Raw genomic sequence first — 22,666 nt, 5'->3', positions numbered from 1 at the left:
AGGGGGAAAACAGTGACCGACCTGGCGGTCGGTCACGAGTTGGTTGTTGATGACAATCAGAGGCGCTTGGCGCTGATCACGTCGTTGAGCTGACTGAGCTTGGCCAACGCCCGGTTGAAGGCGTTGATGTTGTAAATCTCCAGCTCCATGTCGATCTCGGCGGTCTGCTCACGCACGTTGGAGCGCGAACGCACCCCCATCACGTTGATCTTCTCATTGGCCAGCACGGTGGTGATGTCGCGCAGCAGACCGGAGCGGTCGTTGGAGAGGATGCGGATGGTGAGGCCGTAGCCACCGGAGTAGTTCTCCCCCCATACCGCATCGATCAGCCGCTCCGGGTTGCGACGGGAGAGCTCTTTGAGCTGCTCGCAATCCTCGCGGTGGATGGACACCCCACGACCCATGGTGATGAAGCCCTGGATGCCATCCCCCGGAATGGGCTGACAGCAACGGGCTATGTGGGTCATCAGGTTGCCGACCCCTTCCACCACTATGTGATCCTTGGGCTTGGGCCGGAACGGCACGTTGGCCTTCTGCTCCAACTTCTCCAGCAGGCGGCGATCTTCCTCTTCCGCCGTCGGCTTGTTGTAGCGGGTGTCCAGGTAGTTGAGCAGCTGGTTGATGCGGATGTCGCCACTGCCGATACCGGCCAGCAGATCTTCCAGCTCGTCGGCATGGAAGCGCTCCAGCACCACCTTGTCCACCTTGGAGAGGGTCAGGTTGTGCCTGTCCAGCTCCTTCTCCAGCAGCTCCTTGCCGGCGGCGATGTTCTTGTCCCGATCCAGCTTTCTGAACCAGGTGGCTACCTTGGCCCGCGCCCGGCTGGAGCGCAGGAAGCCGGAGTTGGGGTTCATCCAGTCGCGGCTCGGGTTCGGCTCCTTCTGGGTGATCACCTCCACCTGATCGCCGGTCTGCAGCGCATAGGTGAACGGCACGATGCGGCCGTCGATCTTGGCGCCGATGCAGCGGTGGCCGATCATGCTGTGCACGTGATAGGCAAAATCGAGCGGGGTGGCGCCCGCCGGCAGGTCGATGACATCCCCTTTCGGGGTGAAGACGTAGACCCGGTCCTCGAACACCTGACTGCGCAGGTCTTCGAGCAGAGAGCCGCTCTCGGAGAGATCTTCCTGCCAGGCGAGCAACTTGCGCAGCCACTCGATCTTGTCTTCGAAGGTGTTGGCCTTGCCGCCGGCTTGAGCCCCTTCCTTGTAGCGCCAGTGCGCCGCCACGCCGAGCTCGGCATCCTGGTGCATCTGGTCGGTACGGATCTGGATCTCCACCGTCTTGCCCTCGGGCCCCACCACCACTGTGTGGATGGACTGGTAGCCGTTGGGTTTGGGGTTGGCGACATAGTCGTCAAACTCGCGGGGAATATGGTGGAAGTGGGTGTGAACGATGCCGAGCGCCGCATAGCAATCCTGCAGCCGCTTGGTCACCACCCGCACCGCGCGCACGTCGAACAGTTCGTTGAATTCGAGGTGCTTCTTCTGCATCTTGCGCCAGATGCTGTAGATGTGTTTCGGCCGGCCGTAGACCTCAGCCTCGACCCCCGCCTCTTTCAGGGCATCGCGCAGGGACTGCACGAACTCGCGGATGTAGCGCTCCCGATCGAGCCGCTTCTCGTCGAGCTGCTTGGCGATCTGCTTGTAGGTATCCGGGTGCAGGTAGCGGAAGGCGAGATCCTCGAGCTCCCACTTGAGCTGACCGATGCCGAGCCGGTTGGCCAACGGGGCATAGATGTTGGTGATCTCCTGGGCCATCAGCACCCGGGTCTCTTCATCCGCCTTCTTCGCTTCCCGCAGGCAGGCGATCCGCTCCGCCAGCTTGATCACCACGGCACGCACATCCTCGACCATGGCGAGCAACATGCGGCGCACGTTGTCGACCTGTTCCGGCGAGGTTTCGCTGCGGTGCAGGGTCTGCAGGGAGCGGATGGCCTCCATCTCCAGCACCCCTTCCACCAGCTTGGCGATCTTGGGGCCGAAGTCCTCGTCCATCCGCTCCTGGCTGATTAGACCGGCTTCGACGAAGGGGTAGATGATGGCGGCCTTGAGGGTGCCGAGATCCATGCTGAGCATCAGTAGGATGCCCACCATCTCGACCCCGCGTACCAGCAGGCGGTTGGTGAGCGCTTCGTCACCGAGCGTCAGACAGTACTGGTAGACGGTTCGCAGCTGATCCTTGTCACTGTCACTCAGGGTGAGCGAGCTGACCCACTCCTCCAGGGTGAAGTTGTCTTTCAAATGAATATCGCGAACCGCAACCATGGTATCAATCCTTTAAATTATTGGGCCGAAGGCTGTCGCCCCCTCCCCCTCATGAGAATGCCTCAAATGGGGATATGCGGAGATGTTTTCAAGGCATATTGTCAAGAAAGACAATAGAGTTCTCCGCCAGCCCCTGCCGATTTACGAGGGTCTAGATTACCCCAATCATGGCCGCCCAGACAGCGTTATGGGCCGGGCAAATGCCACCCAACCTGGCGAGCCGACGCCCCTTCGGCCATAGCGTTTCATCTGCCCCGCTGCGCCCGTTACTTGCGCTCGAACAGCGCCATGGACTCCAGATGGCCGGTATGGGGGAACATGTCGAGCATGCCGAGGCGCACCAGCCGGTAGCCCCCTTTCACCAGCACCTGGCTGTCACGCGCCAGGGTGACCGGATTACAGGAAACGTAGACCACCCGTCTGGGTGAAAGTTTCACGACGTGCTCCATCACCTCGAACGCACCGGGACGGGCCGGATCCAGCAGCACCAGATCGAAGCCTTCCCGTGCCCAGGACATACCTGCGATGTCGCCGCTCAAGTCCGCCTTGTAGAAACGGGCATTGTTGATGCCGTTGCGACGGGCGTTCTCTTCGGCGCGCGCCACCATGGCCAGCTCCCCTTCTACCCCCACCACTTCGCGGGCCTGACGGGCCAGCGGCAGGGTGAAGTTGCCGATGCCGCAGAACAGATCGAGCACCTTGTCATCCTTGCCCGCCTCCAGCCAGGAGAGCGCCTGCTCCACCATGCGCTGGTTGACCGGCGCGTTGACCTGAATGAAGTCACCAGGAGCGAACGCAAGAGACAGGCCATCCAGCGAGTAGGAGGGGGCAAACTGCTGGTGCAGCGGCTCAATCTGTTCGTCGGCCGCCTGCAGATAGAGGTCGATCCCCTGCACCCTGGCAAACTCGATCAGTTGCGCCCGATCCGCCTCGGTCGGCCGGCCGGTATGACGCAGCAGCATCAGGATCCCCTGCTCGGCCTGGATAAGCTCCGCATGGCCCAGCTCGCGCTGGCTTTTGAGACGGTTGAGGCACTCGCGCAGCGGGCTGATCAGCACGGAAAGCGGCTCGGCCAGCACCGGGCAACCGCCGATCTCCACCAGGTCGTTGGACTGACGGCGACGAAAGCCCACCCGGGTGCAACGGCCGTTCTTGTCGAACTTGATGGCCAGCCGGCAGACCCGGCGATAGGCACGGGACTCTCCGCCCAGCACGGGCTCCAGCGCCGGAGGCTGGATGTTGCCGAGCCGCTCGAACAGGCTGACCAGGCCGGCCTCCTTGGCGGCGCGCTGATCCGCTTCAGCCAGGTGCTGGACACTGCAGCCGCCGCACTCGCGGTAGTGGCTGCAGAAGGGGGCGATGCGGTTGGCTGCCGGAGTCACCACCTGTTGCAGGGCGGCGTGGGCATACTGCTTCTTGTCTTCGAGGATGCGGGCCTTGACCTGCTCACCGGGCAGCGCCCCTTCGATGAAGATCGCCTTGCCCTGGTGGCGGCCGATCCCGACGCAGTGGTGATCCAGGCTGTCTACCGTAAATTCAATGCGTTGGGGCTGGGTGGATTTCTTTTGGGGCTTGAAAAACTGGGCCATAAAACTTGGTGCCTATAGGTGGCTATGTCATGATTGTGGAATCTGCAGCAGGCTATTGTCCCACAAGAATAATAGTATGACCAAATACGGCCTGTGGGCCCGCTCCCGCTCGTTTACGCCATTGCCAACCCTGCTCATCGGGGGACCATCCGCATGACCAAATACGGCCTTCGGGCGCGTGTGCTGGCCTTTACCATCTTGCCGACCCTGATCATCGGCGGCCTGATGGCCGGCTATTTCACTTTCCACCGCTATCAGCAGCTGGAAAACAACCTCATCGATCAGGGCATCAACATCATAGAGCCGCTGGCCATCGCCAGCGAATACGGGATGACCCAGCACAGCCGCGAGTCGCTCAAGCGGCTGATCGGCCTCACCCACCGCAAGAACTCGCCGCTCATCAAGTCCATCGCCGTCTTCACCCAGGACAACCAGCTGTTCGTGACGTCCAACTACCACAGGGACTTCACCCGGCTGCGGCTGCCGGACGGCAGCCAGATCCCCGAGCTCACCAGCGTCACCCTCTATGGTGACGACATCATACTGCGCACCCCGATCCAGGCCGAGACCAGCATGGATGGCTTCCCGCTGCCAAGCGACGTGGAGCCGCCGATGATCGGCTACATCTCCATGCAGATGACCACCGACCGGGCCATGATCCTGCAATACCGCGACACCTTCTTCGCGGTGATCATGGTACTCATCGGCATCGCCTTCAGTACCCTGTTCGGCTTCAGACTGGTCAAGAGCGTGACCCAGCCCATCACCGACATGGTGCAGGCGGTGCACAAGATCAGGGAGGGGCGGCTCGATACCCGGGTCAGCGGCCAACTCACCGGCGAGCTGGACATGCTGAAAAACGGCATCAACGCCATGGCCAAGGCGCTCTCGGAATACCACGAGGAGATGCAGCAAAACATCGATCAGGCCACCTCCGACTTGCGCGAGACGCTGGAGCAGATCGAGATCCAGAACGTCGAGCTCGACATGGCCAAGAAGCGGGCGCAGGAGGCGGCGCGGGTCAAATCCGAGTTCCTCGCCAACATGTCCCACGAGCTGCGCACCCCGCTCAACGGGGTCATCGGTTTTACCCGCCAGCTGCTCAAGACCAGCCTGACCCCGAGCCAGACCGACTATATGCAGACCATCGAGAAGTCGGCCCGCAACCTGCTCGGCATCATCAACGACATCCTCGACTTCTCCAAGCTGGAGGCGGGCAAGCTGCAGCTGGAGCACATCCCCTTCAGCCTGCGCGACACCCTCAACGAGACCATGCACCTGCTCGGCCCCAGCGCTCACGACAAGCAGCTGGAGCTCTCCCTGCAGGTGGATGCCGAGGTGCCGGACTACCTCACCGGCGACCCCATGCGCCTGCAGCAGGTGCTGACCAACCTCACCGGCAACGCCATCAAGTTCACCGAGCACGGCAACGTGGATGTGCGCATCGAACAGATCGGCAGTGCCAGCGGCAGCAAGGTGCGGCTCAACGTGCTGATCCGCGACACCGGCATCGGCATCTCGGAAGAGCAGCAACGCCAGCTGTTCCAGGCCTTCAACCAGGCCGACTCCTCCATCTCCCGCCGCTATGGCGGCACCGGCCTGGGCCTGGTCATCACCCAGAAGCTGGTGCAGCAGATGGGTGGCCAGATCCGGTTCGAATCGGAGCTCGGCAAGGGCTCTGTCTTCTCCTTCAGCCTGGATCTGGAGGTCTCTCCCCTGCCCCAGACCGACAAGCTGCCGCTGGATCGCATCCAGGGCAAGCGGGTCTGGCTGCTGGAGCCGGATCCCTTCAGCCACTCAGCCCTTTGCGCCCTGCTGGCGGAGTGGCAGCTGGAGGTGCAATCCCTCACCAGTGATGCCCCTTGGCCCGAAATGAGCAGCCAGGACATGGTGATCATCGGCAGCGGTACCCAGCACAGTCCGCAGCAGGTGGTGGCGCGCCTCGACGGGCTGGATCGCCAGCAGAACACCATAGTGCTGCTCAGCAGCCACGAGCCTTCGCTCTACGAGACCATGCTGGCCCACGGCGCCCAGCACTGCCTTTCCAAACCCATCAACCATCGCAAGCTGCTGCACGCCCTGCTCTCCCCCGAGGCGGTCCGCAGCGCCCCGCTGCCGACCCCTTCCCCGCGCAGCGTGCAGGAGATCAAGGTGCTGGCGGTGGACGACAATGCCGCCAACCTCAAGCTCATCGCCGCCATGCTCAAGGAGATGGTGAGCCAGGTGGTGGTGTGCAAGAACGGCAAGGAGGCGGTCAGACTGGCCCAGAGCCAGCCGTTCGACATCATCTTCATGGATATCCAGATGCCGATCATGGACGGCATCAGCGCCACCCAGGCGATTCGCAGCCAGTCCCTCAACACCGAGACCCCCATCGTCGCGGTTACCGCCCACGCCATTCCCGGCGAGCGGGAGCGGCTGATCCGCCAGGGCATGGACGACTACCTGGCCAAGCCCATCGACGAGGCCATGCTGGCCAAGCTCATCATCGACTTTGCCCATCGTCGCCACCAGAATCACGCCAGTCAGCAGATAGACTGGGCGCTGGCGGTGCGTCAGGCGGCGGGCAAGCTGGATCTGGCCAAAGAGATGCTGACCATGCTGATGGCCAGTTTCGACGAGGTGGATCCCGTGCTGGAGGCGGCGCTTGCCGGCCAGGTGGAAGATAGCGAGGTGCTGGCCCAGCTCCATCGCCTCAACGGCGGCTGCGCCTATTCCGGCGTCCCCGGCCTGCAGCGGCTGCTCTCCCAGCTGGAGCAGCAGCTGCGCGACGGGGTGCCGGTGGCCGAACTCGAGCCCGAGCTGCTGGAGCTGCAGGATGCGATGGAGCAGGTACGCCAGGAGGCGCCACGCTATCTATCCTGAACCGGGCAACCCGCTTTTTCTGACGCGGGCCCCGCCAGATGGTAAAGTTGCGCCGTTTCCACAGGAGTCGACATGACCAACAACGATATTTTGCGCCGCCTGCGCTATGCCCTCAGCATCAGCAACGACCAGATGGTCGACATGTTTGCCAAGGGCAACCTGACCGTCACCCATGCCCAGCTACACGGCTGGCTGATCAAAGAGGCGGAGGAAGGGGAAGAGCAGGAAGCGGGCTTTGCCGCCTGTCCGGATTCGGCCCTGAGCCAGTTCCTCGACGGCTTCATCCTGGTGCGCCGCGGCGCGCGGGAAGATGCGCCGGCCCAGGTGATCCCGAACCGGATCAACAACAACATGATCCTGCGCAAGCTGCGTATCGGCCTCAACTTCAAGGAAGAGGACATGCTGGGCACCCTCAAGCTGGCCCACTTCAACCTCTCCAAGTCCGAGCTGAGCGCCCTGTTCCGTTCACGGGACCACAAGCACTATCAGGATTGCGGGGATCAGATCCTGCGCAACTTCCTCATCGGTCTCACCGCCAAGTATCGCGGCTGAACCATGGGCCGGCGTCTGCACTCACCGTCACCCCGCCAGCAGGCGGCCGGTGGGTGGCGCCGGCCATGGCAACTGGGTATTCACCTCCCGCGCACTCGTTGCCACGGGTTTGCGCTCTGCCTCGCCCTGCTGCTCAGCGCCTGCCAGCCCGCCCCCTATCGGCTCAACAACGACTATCAGAGCGCCAGCCAGAACGAGCGCATCGCCTTTCTGATCCTGCACTACACGGACGAAGACGATGGCCACTCCCTGCGCCTGTTGACCGAGCCGGCCCATCAGGTGAGCGCCCACTACCTGATCCCGCGCGATACCCATGAGCGGCCGCTGCCGGTCTACCAGCTGGTGCCCGACAGCCAGCGCGCCTGGCATGCCGGCCGCAGTCGCTGGCATCAATATGCCGGGCTCAACGCCAGCTCGCTCGGCATCGAGATCGTCAACCTCGGCTACCCGCCACAAGACGAGCAGCTGCCCGCCCACCAGCGGCGCTGGCAGCCCTACACCCAGGCGCAGATAGCCGCCCTCGGCGCCCTCACCCGCAAGCTGGTCGAGCGCTACCAGATCCCCCCACCCAGGTGCTGGCCCACAGCGATGTCGCACCCGAGCGCAAGCAGGATCCCGGCCCCCACTTCCCCTGGCGCGAGCTGGCCCAGCACTACGGGGTGGGAGCCTGGCCCGACGAAACCCGGCTGGCCGAATTGCGCCAGCAGCCGGCGCCGGCCTGGGATGCCCTCGGCTGGCAGCAACGACTGGCCCGCTACGGCTACGGCATCGCCCCGAGCGGCAACTGGGACGAGCAGAGCCGCGCCGCCCTGCGCGCCTTCCAGCTCCACTTTCGGCCCGCCCTGGTCAGCGGTGAAGCGGATGCCGAGAGCCAGGCCATCCTCACTGCCCTGCTCGAGCGTTACTTTCCCGAGCAACGCTGAGCTTTGCCCCCGACCACGAAAGAGGGACGCCGCGGCGTCCCTCTTTCGCATTCTCACTCGAGTGCCGACTCAGGCCTCCACCAGCAGCACCTCTATCCCGGCCTGACGCAGACCGGCCAGGGTCTCGGCCGCAATGGCGTCGTCGGTGATCAGGGTGTGGATGCGCCGGGTATCGATGATCTTGTGCAGACTCAACCGGCCAAACTTGCTGGAGTCGGTCACGACGATGATCCGCTCGGCCACGTGGCACATGCAGCGGTTGAGCCTGGCCTCGTCTTCGTGATGGGTGCTGACGCCGCGCTCCAGATCGATGCCATCCACCCCGAGAAACAGCAGGTCAAAGTGATAGTTCTGCAAGGAGAGATCCGCCTGGGCGCCGTAGAAGGAGAGCGACTTGCGGCGCAGGTGGCCCCCCGTCATCAGCAGTTCGACCCCTTCCGCCTCCAGCAGGGCATTCGCCACGTTCATGCCGTTGGTCATCACCACTATCTCCTGGTGATCACGCAGGTGGCGTGCCACCTCCAGGGTAGTGGTGCCCGAATCGAGAATGAGGCGGCAACTGGGCTGCACCAGGCTCGCCGCCATGGCGCCGATGCGCTGCTTGACCGGGGTGTTGAGCACGCTCTTGTCGGCGATGGTGCGCTCGGCCACCGGCTGGCCGGATTCACACAACAGGGCGCCACCGTAGGCGCGCACCGCCACCCCCTGTTTCTCCAGAAATGCCAGATCGTTGCGGATGGTGACGGTGGAAACCTGATAGTGGCCGGCCAGCTCGTTGACCTGAACGCTGCCATTGCTGCGCAGCTGCTGAATGATGCGCTCCCGTCGCTCGCTGGTGCCGAGCACGCTCTTTTCGGTGATTTGCATAGTCTCTCTGCCGGAGTCCTGTGGTGAAAGTAGAGCTTTCACTTCGTTACGTTTCCCTATTAACACTCAGCCTCGGTGGCAAATCAAGCTTTCATTGAATTGAAAAGTGCCGTCAGACTCCCTAAAACAGCCACGAACCTTTCGATTCATTTCTTTTTGTGATCTTGCTCAAGATGTGAACACACTTTTATTTCGTTTCGAACGCCGTACGCCTAGGGTAAAGAAAGAAATCGAAAGCAAAGCATCTTGTTCAGGCCAAGAGGAAGAGGGAAATGAAATCAATGCTGGATCTGGTCGCACAACACAAGCAAGGGGAGCAGGTCGGGATCTACGCCGTCTGCTCCGCCCATCCGCTGGTGCTGGAGGCGGCCCTGCGACTGGCGGCGCAAGGGGATCAGCTGCTGCTGGTCGAGGCCACCTCCAATCAGGTGGATCAATTTGGCGGCTACACCGGCATGACGCCGGCCGATTTTCGCGACCTGCTGCACCGGCTCGCCGCCGAGTGCCGCTTTCCCGTGCAGCGGCTAGTACTGGGTGGGGATCACCTCGGCCCCAACCGCTGGCAGAGCGAGCCCGCCGCACAGGCCATGGCCCACGCAGAGGATCTTATCGCCAGCTATGTCGCGGCCGGCTTCAAGAAGATCCACCTCGACTGCAGCATGTCCTGCCAGGGGGATCCGATGCCGCTGACCGACGAACTGGTGGCCGCGCGCGCCGCCCGGCTGGCAAACGTGGCCGAGCAGACCGCCATCCGGCAGTTTGGCCACAGCGACCTGGTCTATGTGATTGGCACCGAAGTGCCGGTACCGGGCGGTGCCCACGAAGAGCTGGCCGAGCTGGCGGTCACCACGCCGGAGGCGGCGCGCCACACCCTGGCCGCCCACCAGCAGGCCTTCGAGCAGGCCGGACTGGTCCAGCTCTGGCCGCGGGTGATCGGTCTGGTGGTGCAGCCCGGCGTGGAGTTCGACCACACCCACGTCATCGACTACCGTCCCGAGCGGGCCGCCCCCTTGAGCCGGATGATCGAGGCCTATCCCCATCTGGTGTTCGAGGCCCACTCCACCGATTACCAGACCCCGGACGCCTACCGCCAGCTGGTGCGCGATCACTTCGCCATCCTCAAGGTCGGCCCCGCCCTCACCTTTGCCCTGCGCGAGGCACTGTTTGCCCTTGCCGCCATCGAGGAGGAGCTGGTGGTGGCCAAGGCCTGCTCGGGCCTGCGCCAGGTGCTGGAAGAGACCATGCTGGATCGCCCCGACTTCTGGCGCAGCCACTATCAGGGCAGCCCCAACGAGTGCCGGCTGGCCCGCGGCTACAGCTACTCCGATCGCATTCGCTACTACTGGCCCGACAGCCGGGTCGACGACTGTTACGCCCGGCTGCTGGCCAACCTGGCCGCCGAACCCATTCCCCTGCCGCTGCTCAGCCAGCACCTGCCGCTGCAATACCGCAAGGTGCGCCAGGGCACGCTGTCGCCCCGGGTTCACGACCTCATTCTCGATCAGGTGCAGGAGGTGCTGCGCCAATACGCAGCGGCCTGCAGCGCCGTCCCCGCCAGCCACTCCCGGCTGACCCAGGTTGTATAAGGAGTTGTAGAGATGATCCTTGGTTATCCAGAAGAGACGCTGCGGTCGGCCAACGGCCTGGCCACCGCCCGTGAAATTCGCCAGCAACCCGCCACCTGGCGGGAGACCCTCACCATGGTGGAAGAGTGCCGCGCCACCATAGAGCGCTTCCTGCTGCCCCTGCTGTCGCGGGGCAACCTGCGGGTGATCCTGACCGGAGCCGGCACCTCCGCCTTTGCCGGCCGCGCCCTCGCCCCCTATCTCAGTGCCCGCCTCAACGGCCGTTTCGAGGCGATCGCCACCACCGACATCGTCACCGATCCGGGCGAATACCTGGCACAGGACTGCCCGACTCTGCTCATCTCCTTCGCCCGCTCCGGCAACAGCCCGGAGAGCGTAGCGGCGGTCGAGCTGGCCAGCCAGCTGCTGAGCGAGTGCCACCACCTGGTGCTGACCTGCAACGGCGAGGGGGAGCTCTATCGCCGCTGCCAGAAGGATGCCCGCTCCCTGGCGCTGCTGATGCCGCCCCAGACCCACGACCGCAGCTTTGCCATGACCAGCAGCCTGACCAGCATGATGCTGAGCTGCCTGGCGGTGTTCCTGCCGCGCCAGTTCAACCCGATCGCCAGCCAGCCGCTCATCGCGCTGGGGGACGCCATCCTGCCCCAGGCCGAGCTGAAGGTGCCCGAGTGGGATAAACCGCTGCCGGAGCGGGTCATCTACCTTGGCAGCGGCAGCCTGCAGGGGGTGGCCCAAGAGGCGGCCCTCAAGCTGCTGGAGCTCACCGCCGGCCAGGTGATGGCCATGCACGACTCCCCCACCGGCTTTCGCCACGGGCCCAAGTCGGCCATCAATCGGCAGACCCTGATCGTGCTGATGGTGTCCAACGATCCCTATACCCGCCAGTACGACCTGGACCTGCTCGGCGAGCTGCGCCAGGACGGCCATGCCGCCCGGGTGGTCGCCCTGGCCGACCGGCCGGATCCGCTCATCAGCGCCGGCGAACACATCTATCTGCCCACCCCCCTCAACGGTGACGACGCCGAGCTGGCGCTCTGCTACCTGCTCTACGCCCAGTACTACGCCTTCCACACCGCGCTGGTGCTGGGCATCACCCCGGACAATCCCTGCCCGAGCGGGCGGGTCAACCGGGTCGTGCAGGGGGTCAACATCTATCCGTTCAACCAGCAAGGAGGCGTCTGATGCCGAACATAGTGCTGAGCCGTATCGACGAGCGCCTGATCCACGGTCAGGTCGGCGTGCAATGGGTCGGCTTCGCCGGCGCCAATCTGGTGCTGGTGGCCAACGACGAAGTCGCAGAGGACCCCATCCAGCAGAACCTGATGGAGATGGTGCTGGCGGAGGGCATCGCAGTGCGCTTCTGGCCGCTGCAGAAGGTGATCGACAACATCGGCAAGGCCGCCGATCGCCAGAAGATCCTGCTGGTGTGCAAGAGTCCGGCGGACTTTCGCACCCTGGTGGAGGGCGGGGTGCCCATCCCCCGCATCAACGTCGGCAACATGCACTACGCCGACGGCAAGCGTCAGATCCACAAGACGGTATCGGTGGACGAGTCGGACATAGCGGCGTTTCGCGCCCTGCAGGACGCCCACGTCGCCTGCTTTGTCCAGGGGGTGCCGACCGAACCGGCACAGGACATTTTCAACCTCATCTGATTAAGGACAATTGTGATGGAAATCAGTTTGTTGCAAGGGCTCTTGCTGGGCATGCTGGCGTTCTTCGCCGGGCTTGACCTGTTCAACGGCCTGACCCACTTCCACCGGCCCGTGGTACTGGGCCCGCTGGTGGGCCTGATCCTCGGCGACCTGCCCACCGGCATTCTGGTCGGCGGCACCCTGGAGCTGGTCTGGATGGGGCTGGCCCCGCTGGCGGGGGCGCAGCCGCCCAACGTCATCATCGGCACCATAGTCGGCGCCACCTTCGCCATCACCACCGGGGTCAAGCCGGATGTGGCGGTCGGGGTCGCGGTGCCGTTCGCGGTGGCGGTTCAGATGGGGATCACCTTCCTCTTCTCGGTGATGTCGGGGGTCATGTCCCGCTGTGACCGGATGGCGGAACAGGGGGATGTGCGCGGCATCGAGCGGGTCAACTACCTGGCGCTGCTGGCACTCGGCTCCTTCTACTTCCTGTGTGCCTTCCTGCCCACCTACTTCGGGGCCGAACACGCCAAGACCGCCATCGACGTGCTGCCCGCCCGTCTCATCGACGGCCTCGGCGTCGCCGGCGGCATCATGCCCGCCATCGGCTTCGCCGTGCTGCTCAAGATCATGATGAAGAACGTCTACATCCCCTACTTCATCCTCGGTTTCGTCGCCGCCGCCTGGCTCAAGCTGCCGGTGCTGGCCATCGCCGCGGCCGCCCTGGCCATGGCTCTGATCGATTTCATGCGCAAGGACCCGGCGCCGCAAGCCCGCCCCACCCAGGAGGAAACTGAAGATGGCATCTAACAACACCGCCACCCGGCTGGCCCAGGCGGCCAAGCCGCAACCGACCCGCACCGTCTCCGACGACGTCTACGAAGATCAGCAACTGGGGGCCGAGCTGACCCGCCAGGACATCAACCGCTTCGCCTGGCGCTCCCTGCTGCTGCAGGCCTCCTTCAACTACGAGCGGATGCAGGCCTCCGGCTGGCTCTACGGCCTGCTGCCGGCCCTGCAGAAGATCCACAGCAACCCCAAGGATCTCTCCCGGGCGATGAAGGGGCATATGGGTTTCTTCAATACCCACCCCTTCCTGGTCACCTTCGTGATGGGGATCGTGCTGGCGATGGAGCGCTCCAAGCAGAACGTCAACAGCATCCAGAGCACCAAGATCGCGGTCGGTGCCCCGCTCGGCGGGATCGGCGATGCCATGTTCTGGCTCACCCTGCTGCCCATCTGCGGCGGCATCGGCGCCGACCTGGCCCTGCAGGGTTCCATCATGGGAGCTGTGGTCTTCTTCCTGCTGTTCAACCTGGTGCACTTCGGCCTGCGCTTCGGGCTGGCGCACTACGCCTACCGCATGGGGGTGGCCGCCATTCCGCTCATCAAGGCCAACACCCGCAAGGTGGGCCATGCCGCCTCCATCGTCGGCATGACGGTGATCGGCGCCCTGGTCGCCACCTATGTGCGACTCGGCACCACCCTGGAGATCACCGCCGGCGATGCGGTGGTGAAGCTGCAGGCGGACGTGCTCGACAAGCTGATGCCCGCCTTCCTGCCGCTGCTCTACACCCTGGCCATGTATGGGCTGATCCGCCGCGGCTGGAGTCCGCTGCGCCTCATCGTCATCACGGTCGTGCTCGGCATCGTCGGCAAGTTTGCAGGCTTCCTCTAATCCGGTGCCGGCACCAGGCCGGCCCTTTGCTGTAAAGGAACAGATTATGTTGGGCATCATCATTTGCGGACACGGCGGCTTCGCCAGCGGCATGGAACAGGCCATGCTGCAGATCCTCGGCGAGCAGGAGGCGGTGGTCGCCATCGACTTTCCCGAGTCCTCCACCACGGCCCTGCTGCAGGATCAGTGCGAAACCGCCCTGACTCAGGTGGAACGAGGGGATGGGGTGGTCTTTCTGACCGACCTGCTGGGGGGAACCCCGTTTCGGGTCGCCTCCACCCTGGCGCTGCGCCAGCCTGGGCGGGAGGTGGTCACCGGCACCAATCTGCAGCTGCTGCTGGAGATGGTGATGGAGCGCGGCGAGCTGACCCCGTCCCAGTTTCGCGAACAGGCGCTGTGCTGCGGTCATCGCGGCCTCACCAGCCTGGTGGACGAGCTGGCGCGCGAGCGGGCCGAGACCCTGGCCGAGGAGGGGATCTAGATGGCAGAGCGGATCCGCGCCCGCCGCCTGCTGACCGAGCAGGGCTGGCTGACACACCAGGTACTGACCCATGAGGGGGGCGTCATCACCGCCATCGACCCCATCCCGGCCGACGACCCGGTGCGGGAGGTCGAGCTGCTGGTACCTGCCCTCATCGATGGCCACGTCCACGGCGGGGCCGGCGTCGACGTGATGGACGAGGCGGCCGACGCCCTGGCCCGCCTCTCCCTTGCCAAGGCGGCAGAAGGGGTGGGCGCCTTCCTCGCCACCACGGTCACCGCCCCGCTGCCCGCCATCCTCAGCACCCTGGGTCGCATCGCCGATGCCATGGCCAGTCCCCTGCCGGGTGCACAGCTGCTCGGCAGCTATCTGGAGGGGCCCTACTTCACCCCGGACAACAAGGGCGCCCATGACCCGGCCCTGTTCCGGGAGCTGGATCTGGCGGAGCTCGATCGGCTGCAACAGGTGGCGCGAGGCACCCTGAAGGTGGTAGCCCTCGCCCCCGAGAAGGCCGGAGCGCTGGCCGCCATCCGTCATTTCAAGCAGGCCGGCATCCGGGTGATGCTGGGTCACTCCGCCGCCGACCATGACACCACCATGGCGGCGCTGGCGGCGGGGGCCTCCGGGCTGGTGCACTGCTTCAACGGCATGCGCGGCCTGCACCACCGGGAACCCGGCATGGTCGGCGCCGGGCTGGTGCACCCCGATGCCTGGCTGGAGCTCATCGCCGACGGCCACCACGTCCACCCTAGCGTGCTCAGACTCTGTCACTGCTGCGCCAGGGATCGCCTGCTGCTCATCACGGATGCCATGCGCGCCGCCGGCATGCCGGACGGTCACTACCTGCTCGGCGACTACCGGGTGGAGATGAAGGACAGCGTGGTGCGCACCGACACCGGCGGCCTGGCGGGCAGCACCCTCACCCTGCTCGGCGCCGTGCGCAACATGGTGCAGCTGGCCGGCGTGCCACTGGAGGAGGCCATCCGCATGGCTTCGCTGGCACCGGCCAAGATGCTGGGGATGGCACATCGCCTCGGCTCGCTGGCCGTCGGCAAGCAGGCCAACCTGCTCGCCCTGAGCGCGGAACTCAATCAACAACATATCTGGGTGGCCGGCCGGGAGATCCTCCCCGCCTCTGCCCCGCTCTCTTTCCCTGAAGCTGGTGCCCGCCAGGGTGCCAAGGAGTCCTCATGTATCTGATCTCGTCCCACGAAATGCTTAAAGATGCCCAGCGCCGCGGCTATGCGGTGCCCGCCTTCAACATCCACAACCTGGAGACCGTCGAGGTGGTGGCCCGCACCGCCGCCAAGCTGAACTCCCCGGTGATCCTGGCGGCCACGCCGGGCACCTACCGCCACGCGGGGGTCGAGTACCTGGTCTCCATCTGCACCTCGGCCGCCCATCAATACCGCATCCCGCTGGTACTGCATCTGGACCACCACGAGGACGAGCAGGATATCCACTCCAAGGTCGAGGCCGGCATCCACTCCGCCATGATCGACGCCTCCCACCTGCCGTTCGAGGAGAACGTCGCCAAGGTGCAGCGGGTCGTCACCTTCTGCCACCGCATGGGGGCGAGCGTGGAGGCCGAGCTGGGCCAGCTCGGCGGCCAGGAGGATGACCTCATCGTGGACGCCGCCAACGCCCATCTGACCGACCCGGACAAGGCGGCCGAGTTCGTGGCGCGCACCGGCATCGACTCCCTGGCCGTCGCTATCGGTACGGCCCACGGCCTCTACAAGGAGGAGCCGCGCCTAGACTTCGAGCGCCTCGCCGCCATCCGGGCCAGGGTAGCGGTGCCGCTGGTGCTGCACGGCGCCTCCGGCATTCCCGACCGTGACGTGCGCCACTGCATCGAGCTCGGGGTGTGCAAGGTCAACGTGGCCACCGAGCTCAAGATCGCCTTCTCCGACGCCATGAAGGCGTTCCTGGCCTCCCACCCCGACGCCAGCGACCCGCGCCAGTATCTGGTGCCCGCCATGGCCGCCATGGAGGAGGTGGTCGCCGCCAAGATCCGCATGTGCATGAGCGACGGCAAGCTGTAATCCCCGAGCCGGGCCCGCTGCGGCGGGCCTGCCTCCATCCCGGTATCACAGGCGAGGTTCTGCCGACTCACTCCTCACTCACATCAACACATGGAGACAACCATGCACGCACGTACCGCCATGACGCTGCTGCTCATGCTGACCCCCTTCGCCCAGGCCGAAACGCTGTCGCTGGAGGGTGACCAGTACCGTATCAAGGTCGAAACCGATGCCGGCAAGTTCCGGGAACTGACCTTCACCAATACCGCCAACGGCGATCTCATTCGCTCTGACAACCTGTTCGATATCAAGGGGACGGATGATCGGCTGACCCCCTCCGCCGATTTCAAGGTCACCGCATTCACCAAGAGCGGTGATCGGATCGAGATGGCGTTGGAAAATGCCGACTTCGTGGTCAAGAGCGCCATCCGGCTGGGCCGGGACAAGCGCTACGCCAGCATCGACTTTGCCCTCGACACCCTCAAGAACGGCAAAAAGATCAACGGCTTCTCCATGCTTCCCTTCCACTCCCAGGCGCCGTTTGTCTATGGCGCCATCAACAGCTCGCCCATCGTCAGCGACAGCTTCTTCATTACCCCCCAGAATCCGCTGGTCAATACCCGGGCCTACGAGGGTGGCGTCAGCCAGCTGATCCCGCTCAAGCTGCCGCTCGCCGAGGGCAAGCTGCTCAGCTACCGCACCTATGTCGGCACCTTTGGCGAGGGTCAGCTAAGGCGCGACTTCAACCGCTTCCTCAACGAGGCCCGCGATCGCCCCTACGCCCCCTACCTGCATTACAACTCCTGGCTCGACATCGGCTTCTTCAATCCCTACACGGAGACCGAAGCACTCAAGCGCATCGATCAGTTCGGCGAGGCGCTGATCAGCCGGCGCGGCGTGCCCATGAACGGCTTTCTGTTTGACGACGGCTGGGACGATCGACTGGGCAACTGGGGTTTCAGCAAGGATTTCCCCAACGGCTTCAGTAAGCTCAAGCGTGCGGCCGAACGCTACCATGCCCAGCTCGGGATCTGGCTCTCCCCCTGGGGTGGCTACAACAAGCCAAGGGATGAGCGGGTCTCCCATGCCGCCGAGTTCGGCTACGAGCTGAGCGATGGCAAGTTCGCCCTCTCCGGCCCGGTCTACTACCAGAACTTCCACCAGAAGGTGATGTCGCTCATCAAGGATCAGGGGGTCACCCACTTCAAGTTCGACGGGACCGGCAACGCGGACAAGCTGATCGAGGGGAGCCGCTTCACCAGCGACTTCGATGCCGCCATCCACCTGATTGCGGATGCGCGGGCCGCCAATCCGAAGGTGTTCATCAACCTGACCACCGGCACCACCGCCTCCCCTGCCTGGCTATTCTTTGCCGATTCGATCTGGCGCGGCGGCGATGACATCAACTTCTACGGACCCGGCTCCAGGGTGCAGCAGTGGATCACCTACCGGGATGCCGAGACCTATCGCTCCATCGTCAAGAACGGCCCCCTGTTCCCGCTCAACTCCCTGATGCTGCACGGGCTGGTCTATGCCAAACAGGCCAAGCATCTGGATCGGCAGTCACCGCAGGATTTCGCCGATCAGGCCTGGAGCTACTTCGCCACCGGCACCCAGTTGCAGGAGCTCTATCTCACGCCGGAACTGCTGAGCGGCCAGAACTGGGACCTGCTGGCCAAGGCGGCGCTCTGGTCACAGCAGAACCAGGCCGTGCTGTTCGACAGCCACTGGATCGGCGGCGACCCCACCCTGCTGGCGGTATACGGCTGGGCGGCCTGGAGTCCGAGCCGCGCCTTCATCACCCTGCGCAACCCCTCCAGCCAGCCGCAGACATTCCTGCTGGAGCCTCAGCGCCAGCTGGAGATCCCGGCGGGCGAGGCCACCCGCTTCACGGTACAGCCGCGCTACGGCAGCAATGCCAGCGTGCCGGCCACCCTCGATGCCCCCCGCCTCATCACCCTGGCGCCGCTCGAGCTCATCACCCTGGAGCTGACACCGGCGGGAGCCAAACCCGCGGCTGCGGAAAAATCCTGACCCAGACCAAGTTTGACCTGACAAAAAGGGACGCCGTGGCGTCCCTTTTTCTTCGTGCCGCGGGGCTCAGCCCCTGCCGACAGCTCAGATCCCCTGACGGGCTTCCTGCATCAGCAAGCGCATGTCGCTGACCGCCTTGGCCAGGCCATCGAAGGCGGCGCGGCCGATGATGGCGTGGCCGATATTGAGCTCATAGAGCTCGGGAATGGCGGCGATGGCCTTGACGTTGTGGTAGTGCAGGCCGTGGCCGGCATTGACCTTCAAGCCCTTGCCGGCAGCGTAGGAGGCACCGGCGGCAATGCGCTTGAACTCGGCGTTGCGCTCGGCATCCGTGGTGGCATCGGCGTAACGGCCGGTGTGGATCTCGATGAAGGGAGCACCGCTCTCGGCGGCGGCATCGATCTGCAGCGGATCCGCATCGATGAAGAGGGATACCTGAGCGCCGACAGCAGAGAGGCGGGCCACCGCATCGGTCACCTTGTCCAGCTGGCCGGCCACGTCCAGACCACCCTCGGTGGTCACCTCGGTGCGCTTCTCCGGCACCAGGCAGACGAAGTGGGGCTGGATGCGGCAGGCGATGCCGATCATCTCTTCGGTCACCGCCATCTCCAGGTTCATTCTGGTCTGGATGGTCTGGCGCAGGATCTCCACGTCGCGGTCGGTGATGTGGCGGCGATCTTCGCGCAGGTGCACAGTGATGCCATCGGCACCGGCCTGCTCGGCCACGAAGGCGGCCTGTACCGGATCCGGGTACTGGGTGCCGCGGGCGTTGCGCAGGGTGGCGATGTGATCGATGTTCACACCCAGATAGATTTCACTCATTGAGGACTCCTTGAAACTCTTCATCTGTTGACTGCGCGGCTACCGCGCGGATATCCGTATATCAGCTTGTAGGTTCGATTAGCGCAGCGTAATCGGACCTAGGTAACATTCTTGCCATGTCGGGTAACACCGCAGGGGGTTAACCCAGGCTATTGCGGCGTTTTAAAAACAGCTCCCGGCTCTTCAACTGGCGCCGCCCCAGATAGGGCTGCAGCGCCAGCCGGCTGAAACGCTTGGCCGCCTGCAGCAGGGGCGGACTGTCGAAGCGCCCCTCGGCAAAGGCCAGCAGGTGCGCGCCGAGAAACAGGGTACGGGGATCCGGCGCCCGCTCGCAAGCGACAAAGCCCAATTCACGCTCGAAGCCGTACAGCAACTCGGGCTGGATCGGCGACTCGTCGTCGGCGGCATATTCGAAGTCCACCGCGTAGCCGAGCGCCTGCAGCAGCAGGAATTCGAAGCGGCGCAGGGGCAGCTCCGGTGTCTCGCCATCGGCCAGCGCCATGATGGCGCGGGCATAGGCGTCAAACACTTCGGGGAACGGGGTGTGGGCTTCCAGCAGGTAGTAGACCAGCTCGTTGAGATAGAGGCCGTAGAAGAGGCGATCGCCACCGAGCCGCAGGGAGTGATCCGGGCACTCGACCTGGGTGAGATTCTTGAGATCGCCCTTGCCGCGCCAGGCGATGGTGAGCAAGGTGAAGGGTTGCAACAGCCCCTTCAGAGGCGAGCGTGGCCCGCGAGAACCGCGAGCCACCAGAGTAAAACGGCCACTATCCTGGGTGAAAACCTCGACCAGCTGGCTGGTCTCCCGATAGGGCCGACTGTGGATGACGAAAGCCGGGGTCAGCAATCAGTCGTCACCGTAGCCGAGACTGCGCAGGGCGCGCTCGTCGTCAGCCCAACCGGATTTGACCTTGACCCACAGCTCCAGGTGCACCTTGTTCTGGAACAGCCGCTCCATGTCGAGGCGCGCCTCGGTGCCGATGGTCTTGATCTTCTCGCCCTTGTTGCCGATGACCATCTTCTTCTGGCCGTCGCGCTCCACCAGGATCAGGCCATGGATGTGGTAGAGGCCGTTCTCTTCCACCTTGAAGCGCTCGATCTCCACCGTCACCGAGTAGGGCAGCTCCTCACCGGTGAAGCGCATCAGCTTCTCGCGGATGATCTCGGAGGCCATGAAGCGGGAGGAGCGGTCGGTCACGTAGTCTTCCGGGAAGAAGTGGACGTTTTCCGGCAGCAGATCCTTGGCCCACTCGCGGATCTTCTCCACGTTGGTGCCCTTCTCGGCACTGATGGGCAGGATGTGGGCGAAGTTCATCTGCTGACCCAACCACTCGAGGTGCGGCAGCAGATCCTCTTTCTCTTTGACGTTGTCGATCTTGTTGACCGCCAGCACCACCGGGCACTTGAGGTGGCGCAGCTTGCCCAGCACCATCTCGTCGTCCTTGGTCCAGTGAGTCCCGTCGACCATGAACACCACCATGGCCACGTCCCCCAGCGAACTGGTGGCGGCGCGGTTCATCAGACGGTTGATGGCCCGTTTCTCTTCGATGTGCAGACCCGGTGTATCGACATAGATGGTCTGGTAGTTCTCCTCGGTGTCGATCCCCAGAATCCGGTGACGGGTGGTCTGGGGCTTCTTCGAGGTGATGCTGACCTTCTGGCCAAGCAGCTTGTTGAGCAGGGTGGACTTGCCCACGTTGGGGCGGCCCACGATGGCGACAAAGCCGCAATAAGTGGTATCTGTCATGACAGTTTTTCCAATGCTTGCTGCGCTGCGGCCTGTTCGGCCTTGCGACGGCTGGTGCCGACCCCGACCAGCGGACCATCCAGGCCTTCCACGTCACACTGGACGGTGAACTCCTGGTTGTGGGCTTCGCCCTTGACGTTGGTCACTGTGTAGGTCGGCAGGGATTTGCGGCTTCCCTGCAGAATTTCTTGCAGACGGGTCTTGGGATCCTTCTGCTCTATGCCCGGCTTGATCTCGTCCAGGCGGCTGGCGTACCAGCCCAGCAGCAGCGTCCGTACCGTCTCAAGATTGGTATCCAGATAGACGGCACCGATCACCGCCTCGACCGTGTCGGCCAGAATGGATTCACGGCGAAAACCGCCGCTTTTCAGCTCGCCCGGCCCCAGGATCAGGTGATCCCCGAGGTCAAACTCCCGGCCCAGTTCGGCCAGGGTCTTCTCGCGCACCAGGGTGGCGCGCATGCGGCTGAGATCCCCTTCCGCCGCCTGCGGGAAGCGGTGGAAGAGATCATCAGCAATCACCAGACTCAAAATGGAGTCACCCAGGAATTCCAGTCGTTCGTTGTGACGGGAACCGGCGCTGCGGTGAGTCAGCGCCCGGGTCAGCAGTTCTTGATCCTGAAAGACATGCCCGAGACGAGACTGCAGTCTGTTCATCTTGATATTCATTTACTTGATTCCGCCAATGCGGTTGAAGCGCACCCCTGTCGGTACCCAGCTTGGCAGCAGGGAGCCTTCTTCGCGCTCGAATTCAAAACTTATCCAGATAGCGACCGCCTTGCCGACCAGGTTCTGCTCGGGCACGAAGCCCCAGAAACGACTGTCGGTACTGTTGTCACGGTTGTCACCCATCACGAAGTACTGGCCTTCCGGCACCACCCATTCGTCTGGGTAGGTGCCGGGCTGGCGGTAGTAACGGCCGACCATATCGGGCATCAGCGGGTTGCGCAGGGTCTCGTGAGACACCTCGCCCAGCTGCTCGGTATAGCGGTCAAGCGGGATCCCCATCTGGGTAAATTCACCCCTTTGTTCAAACTTGACGTCGAGCTTCTGGAAGCCCGGGCACGTTTTCCCTTCCTGCTCATCGCACTTGGGCCGGATCATCAGCTCCTTGTTGCGATAGATGACCCGATCCCCCGGCATGCCGACCACCCGCTTGATGTAGTCCACCCGGGTATCCAGCGGATACTTGAACACCACCACATCGCCGCGCTTGGGCTCACCGGTCTCGAGGAACTTGGTGTTGGTCACCGGATCCTTGAGGCCATAGGCAAACTTCTCCACCAGGATGAAGTCGCCCACCAGCAGGGTGGGCATCATGGAGCCCGACGGGATCTGGAACGGTTCAAAGATGAACGAACGCAGGATCAATACCAGCGTGATGACCGGGAATACCCCGGCGGTCTGTTCGATCCAGACCGGCACCGGCGCCACCTTGGCCAGGGTTTTCTCGTCCAGATGGGCGCCGCCGTGGGCACGGGCCACGGCAATCTTGGCGGCCCGCTGCTTGGACCAGATCATCTTGTCCAGACACCAGATAACACCGGTGATCGCGCAGACCACCACCAGGATCAGGGAAAACGTGCTTGCCATCT

General features: G+C 64.0%; 19 protein-coding genes and 1 pseudogene. 12 read left to right on the top strand and 8 right to left on the bottom strand.

Annotated elements, in window-relative coordinates; genetic code table 11:
• Positions 1-56: 56 nt before the first annotated feature.
• Together relA and rlmD are read right to left on the bottom strand one after the other, a co-directional pair.
• On the bottom strand, positions 57-2,267 hold the full coding sequence (gene relA / locus E5E97_RS08585) for a GTP diphosphokinase (protein WP_016349532.1): 2,211 nt from the start codon (positions 2,265-2,267) through the stop codon (positions 57-59).
• A gap of 266 nt (positions 2,268-2,533) precedes the next feature.
• Complete coding sequence (gene rlmD, locus E5E97_RS08580) at positions 2,534-3,856, bottom strand: 23S rRNA (uracil(1939)-C(5))-methyltransferase RlmD (protein ID WP_118881862.1); 1,323 nt, start codon at positions 3,854-3,856, stop codon at positions 2,534-2,536.
• 153 nt (positions 3,857-4,009) lie between these two features.
• Here rlmD and barA point away from each other — a divergent pair, with 153 nt between their 5' ends.
• The 3 genes and pseudogenes from barA to E5E97_RS08565 all read left to right on the top strand — a co-directional run bounded on the left by barA (position 4,010) and on the right by E5E97_RS08565 (position 8,196).
• Entirely contained in the window at positions 4,010-6,721 is a 2,712-nt protein-coding gene (gene barA / locus E5E97_RS08575; protein ID WP_118881863.1) for a two-component sensor histidine kinase BarA, read from the top strand.
• A gap of 72 nt (positions 6,722-6,793) precedes the next feature.
• The gene (locus E5E97_RS08570; RefSeq protein WP_011704763.1) at positions 6,794-7,273 is read left to right on the top strand and encodes a DUF1456 family protein; all 480 of its coding nucleotides are present in this window, start codon (positions 6,794-6,796) and stop codon (positions 7,271-7,273) included.
• Between the two features lie 3 nt (positions 7,274-7,276).
• Positions 7,277-8,196 (top strand): annotated as a pseudogene (locus E5E97_RS08565) (N-acetylmuramoyl-L-alanine amidase).
• A 69-nt stretch (positions 8,197-8,265) separates the two neighbouring features.
• Here the strand turns inward: E5E97_RS08565 and E5E97_RS08560 are convergent.
• Complete coding sequence (locus tag E5E97_RS08560; RefSeq protein ID WP_171280166.1) at positions 8,266-9,063, bottom strand: DeoR family transcriptional regulator; 798 nt, start codon at positions 9,061-9,063, stop codon at positions 8,266-8,268.
• A 272-nt stretch (positions 9,064-9,335) separates the two neighbouring features.
• Here E5E97_RS08560 and kbaZ point away from each other — a divergent pair, with 272 nt between their 5' ends.
• The 9 genes from kbaZ to ast all read left to right on the top strand — a co-directional run bounded on the left by kbaZ (position 9,336) and on the right by ast (position 18,503).
• Entirely contained in the window at positions 9,336-10,649 is a 1,314-nt protein-coding gene (gene kbaZ, locus E5E97_RS08555; RefSeq protein WP_171280165.1) for a tagatose-bisphosphate aldolase subunit KbaZ, read from the top strand.
• 12 nt (positions 10,650-10,661) lie between these two features.
• Positions 10,662-11,831 carry an SIS domain-containing protein gene (locus E5E97_RS08550; RefSeq protein ID WP_039214650.1) on the top strand — a complete coding sequence of 390 codons (1,170 nt, stop codon included), beginning with the start codon at positions 10,662-10,664 and terminating at the stop codon, positions 11,829-11,831.
• Entirely contained in the window at positions 11,831-12,304 is a 474-nt protein-coding gene (gene agaV, locus E5E97_RS08545) for a PTS N-acetylgalactosamine transporter subunit IIB (protein ID WP_005309404.1), read from the top strand. Before E5E97_RS08550 ends, agaV begins: the two co-directional genes overlap by 1 nt.
• 15 nt (positions 12,305-12,319) lie before the next feature.
• Positions 12,320-13,096 carry a PTS N-acetylgalactosamine transporter subunit IIC gene (agaW, locus tag E5E97_RS08540; RefSeq protein ID WP_005309402.1) on the top strand — a complete coding sequence of 259 codons (777 nt, stop codon included), beginning with the start codon at positions 12,320-12,322 and terminating at the stop codon, positions 13,094-13,096.
• Positions 13,086-13,964 (top strand): PTS N-acetylgalactosamine transporter subunit IID, encoded by an 879-nt coding sequence (gene agaE / locus E5E97_RS08535; RefSeq protein WP_118881866.1) that lies wholly within the window; start codon positions 13,086-13,088, stop codon positions 13,962-13,964. Before agaW ends, agaE begins: the two co-directional genes overlap by 11 nt.
• A gap of 46 nt (positions 13,965-14,010) precedes the next feature.
• Positions 14,011-14,445, top strand: coding sequence for a PTS galactosamine/N-acetylgalactosamine transporter subunit IIA (gene agaF / locus E5E97_RS08530; protein ID WP_010635027.1), 435 nt, complete (start codon positions 14,011-14,013; stop codon positions 14,443-14,445).
• Entirely contained in the window at positions 14,446-15,645 is a 1,200-nt protein-coding gene (nagA, locus tag E5E97_RS08525) for an N-acetylglucosamine-6-phosphate deacetylase (RefSeq protein WP_118881867.1), read from the top strand. It begins immediately after the preceding gene.
• Positions 15,636-16,490 carry a tagatose bisphosphate family class II aldolase gene (locus E5E97_RS08520; RefSeq protein ID WP_118881868.1) on the top strand — a complete coding sequence of 285 codons (855 nt, stop codon included), beginning with the start codon at positions 15,636-15,638 and terminating at the stop codon, positions 16,488-16,490. The genes nagA and E5E97_RS08520 overlap by 10 nt, the downstream gene beginning before the upstream one ends.
• Before the next feature lie 102 nt (positions 16,491-16,592).
• Positions 16,593-18,503: a thermostable cytotonic enterotoxin Ast gene (gene ast, locus E5E97_RS08515; protein WP_118881869.1), complete on the top strand. Its 1,911-nt coding sequence runs from the start codon at positions 16,593-16,595 to the stop codon at positions 18,501-18,503.
• Between the two features lie 84 nt (positions 18,504-18,587).
• Here the strand turns inward: ast and pdxJ are convergent, their stop codons facing one another.
• The 5 genes from pdxJ to lepB form a co-directional block, all read right to left on the bottom strand.
• Entirely contained in the window at positions 18,588-19,325 is a 738-nt protein-coding gene (gene pdxJ, locus E5E97_RS08510) for a pyridoxine 5'-phosphate synthase (RefSeq protein ID WP_011704752.1), read from the bottom strand.
• Positions 19,326-19,464: 139 nt separating this feature from the next.
• Entirely contained in the window at positions 19,465-20,172 is a 708-nt protein-coding gene (recO, locus tag E5E97_RS08505; RefSeq protein WP_039214654.1) for a DNA repair protein RecO, read from the bottom strand.
• Positions 20,173-21,072 (bottom strand): GTPase Era, encoded by a 900-nt coding sequence (gene era / locus E5E97_RS08500; RefSeq protein WP_011704750.1) that lies wholly within the window; start codon positions 21,070-21,072, stop codon positions 20,173-20,175.
• Positions 21,069-21,740 (bottom strand): ribonuclease III, encoded by a 672-nt coding sequence (gene rnc / locus E5E97_RS08495; RefSeq protein ID WP_011704749.1) that lies wholly within the window; start codon positions 21,738-21,740, stop codon positions 21,069-21,071. Before rnc ends, era begins: the two co-directional genes overlap by 4 nt.
• Positions 21,741-22,664, bottom strand: coding sequence for a signal peptidase I (gene lepB / locus E5E97_RS08490; RefSeq protein WP_016349520.1), 924 nt, complete (start codon positions 22,662-22,664; stop codon positions 21,741-21,743).
• Positions 22,665-22,666 lie beyond the last annotated feature (2 nt).

This window comes from Aeromonas sp. 2692-1 (genome assembly GCF_013085505.1).
Taxonomy (GTDB): Bacteria; Pseudomonadota; Gammaproteobacteria; order Enterobacterales; family Aeromonadaceae; genus Aeromonas; species Aeromonas hydrophila.
The sequence above is the reverse complement of the archived record's forward strand: the minus strand, read 5'-3'. Positions and strand labels throughout refer to the sequence as shown.

Excerpts from the sequence above, each read along its gene's own strand:
- nagA (WP_118881867.1), top strand. The coding sequence starts at position 14,446 with ATGGCAGAGCGGATCCGCGCCCGCCGCCTGCTGACCGAGCAGGGCTGG.
- agaE (WP_118881866.1), top strand. The coding sequence starts at position 13,086 with ATGGCATCTAACAACACCGCCACCCGGCTGGCCCAGGCGGCCAAGCCG.
- E5E97_RS08570 (WP_011704763.1), top strand. The coding sequence starts at position 6,794 with ATGACCAACAACGATATTTTGCGCCGCCTGCGCTATGCCCTCAGCATC.
- agaF (WP_010635027.1), top strand. The coding sequence starts at position 14,011 with ATGTTGGGCATCATCATTTGCGGACACGGCGGCTTCGCCAGCGGCATG.
- agaW (WP_005309402.1), top strand. The coding sequence starts at position 12,320 with ATGGAAATCAGTTTGTTGCAAGGGCTCTTGCTGGGCATGCTGGCGTTC.
- E5E97_RS08560 (WP_171280166.1), bottom strand. The coding sequence starts at position 9,063 with ATGCAAATCACCGAAAAGAGCGTGCTCGGCACCAGCGAGCGACGGGAG.
- E5E97_RS08550 (WP_039214650.1), top strand. The coding sequence starts at position 10,662 with ATGATCCTTGGTTATCCAGAAGAGACGCTGCGGTCGGCCAACGGCCTG.
- barA (WP_118881863.1), top strand. The coding sequence starts at position 4,010 with ATGACCAAATACGGCCTTCGGGCGCGTGTGCTGGCCTTTACCATCTTG.
- era (WP_011704750.1), bottom strand. The coding sequence starts at position 21,072 with ATGACAGATACCACTTATTGCGGCTTTGTCGCCATCGTGGGCCGCCCC.
- ast (WP_118881869.1), top strand. The coding sequence starts at position 16,593 with ATGCACGCACGTACCGCCATGACGCTGCTGCTCATGCTGACCCCCTTC.
- agaV (WP_005309404.1), top strand. The coding sequence starts at position 11,831 with ATGCCGAACATAGTGCTGAGCCGTATCGACGAGCGCCTGATCCACGGT.
- pdxJ (WP_011704752.1), bottom strand. The coding sequence starts at position 19,325 with ATGAGTGAAATCTATCTGGGTGTGAACATCGATCACATCGCCACCCTG.
- kbaZ (WP_171280165.1), top strand. The coding sequence starts at position 9,336 with ATGAAATCAATGCTGGATCTGGTCGCACAACACAAGCAAGGGGAGCAG.
- lepB (WP_016349520.1), bottom strand. The coding sequence starts at position 22,664 with ATGGCAAGCACGTTTTCCCTGATCCTGGTGGTGGTCTGCGCGATCACC.
- relA (WP_016349532.1), bottom strand. The coding sequence starts at position 2,267 with ATGGTTGCGGTTCGCGATATTCATTTGAAAGACAACTTCACCCTGGAG.
- rlmD (WP_118881862.1), bottom strand. The coding sequence starts at position 3,856 with ATGGCCCAGTTTTTCAAGCCCCAAAAGAAATCCACCCAGCCCCAACGC.
- rnc (WP_011704749.1), bottom strand. The coding sequence starts at position 21,740 with ATGAATATCAAGATGAACAGACTGCAGTCTCGTCTCGGGCATGTCTTT.
- E5E97_RS08520 (WP_118881868.1), top strand. The coding sequence starts at position 15,636 with ATGTATCTGATCTCGTCCCACGAAATGCTTAAAGATGCCCAGCGCCGC.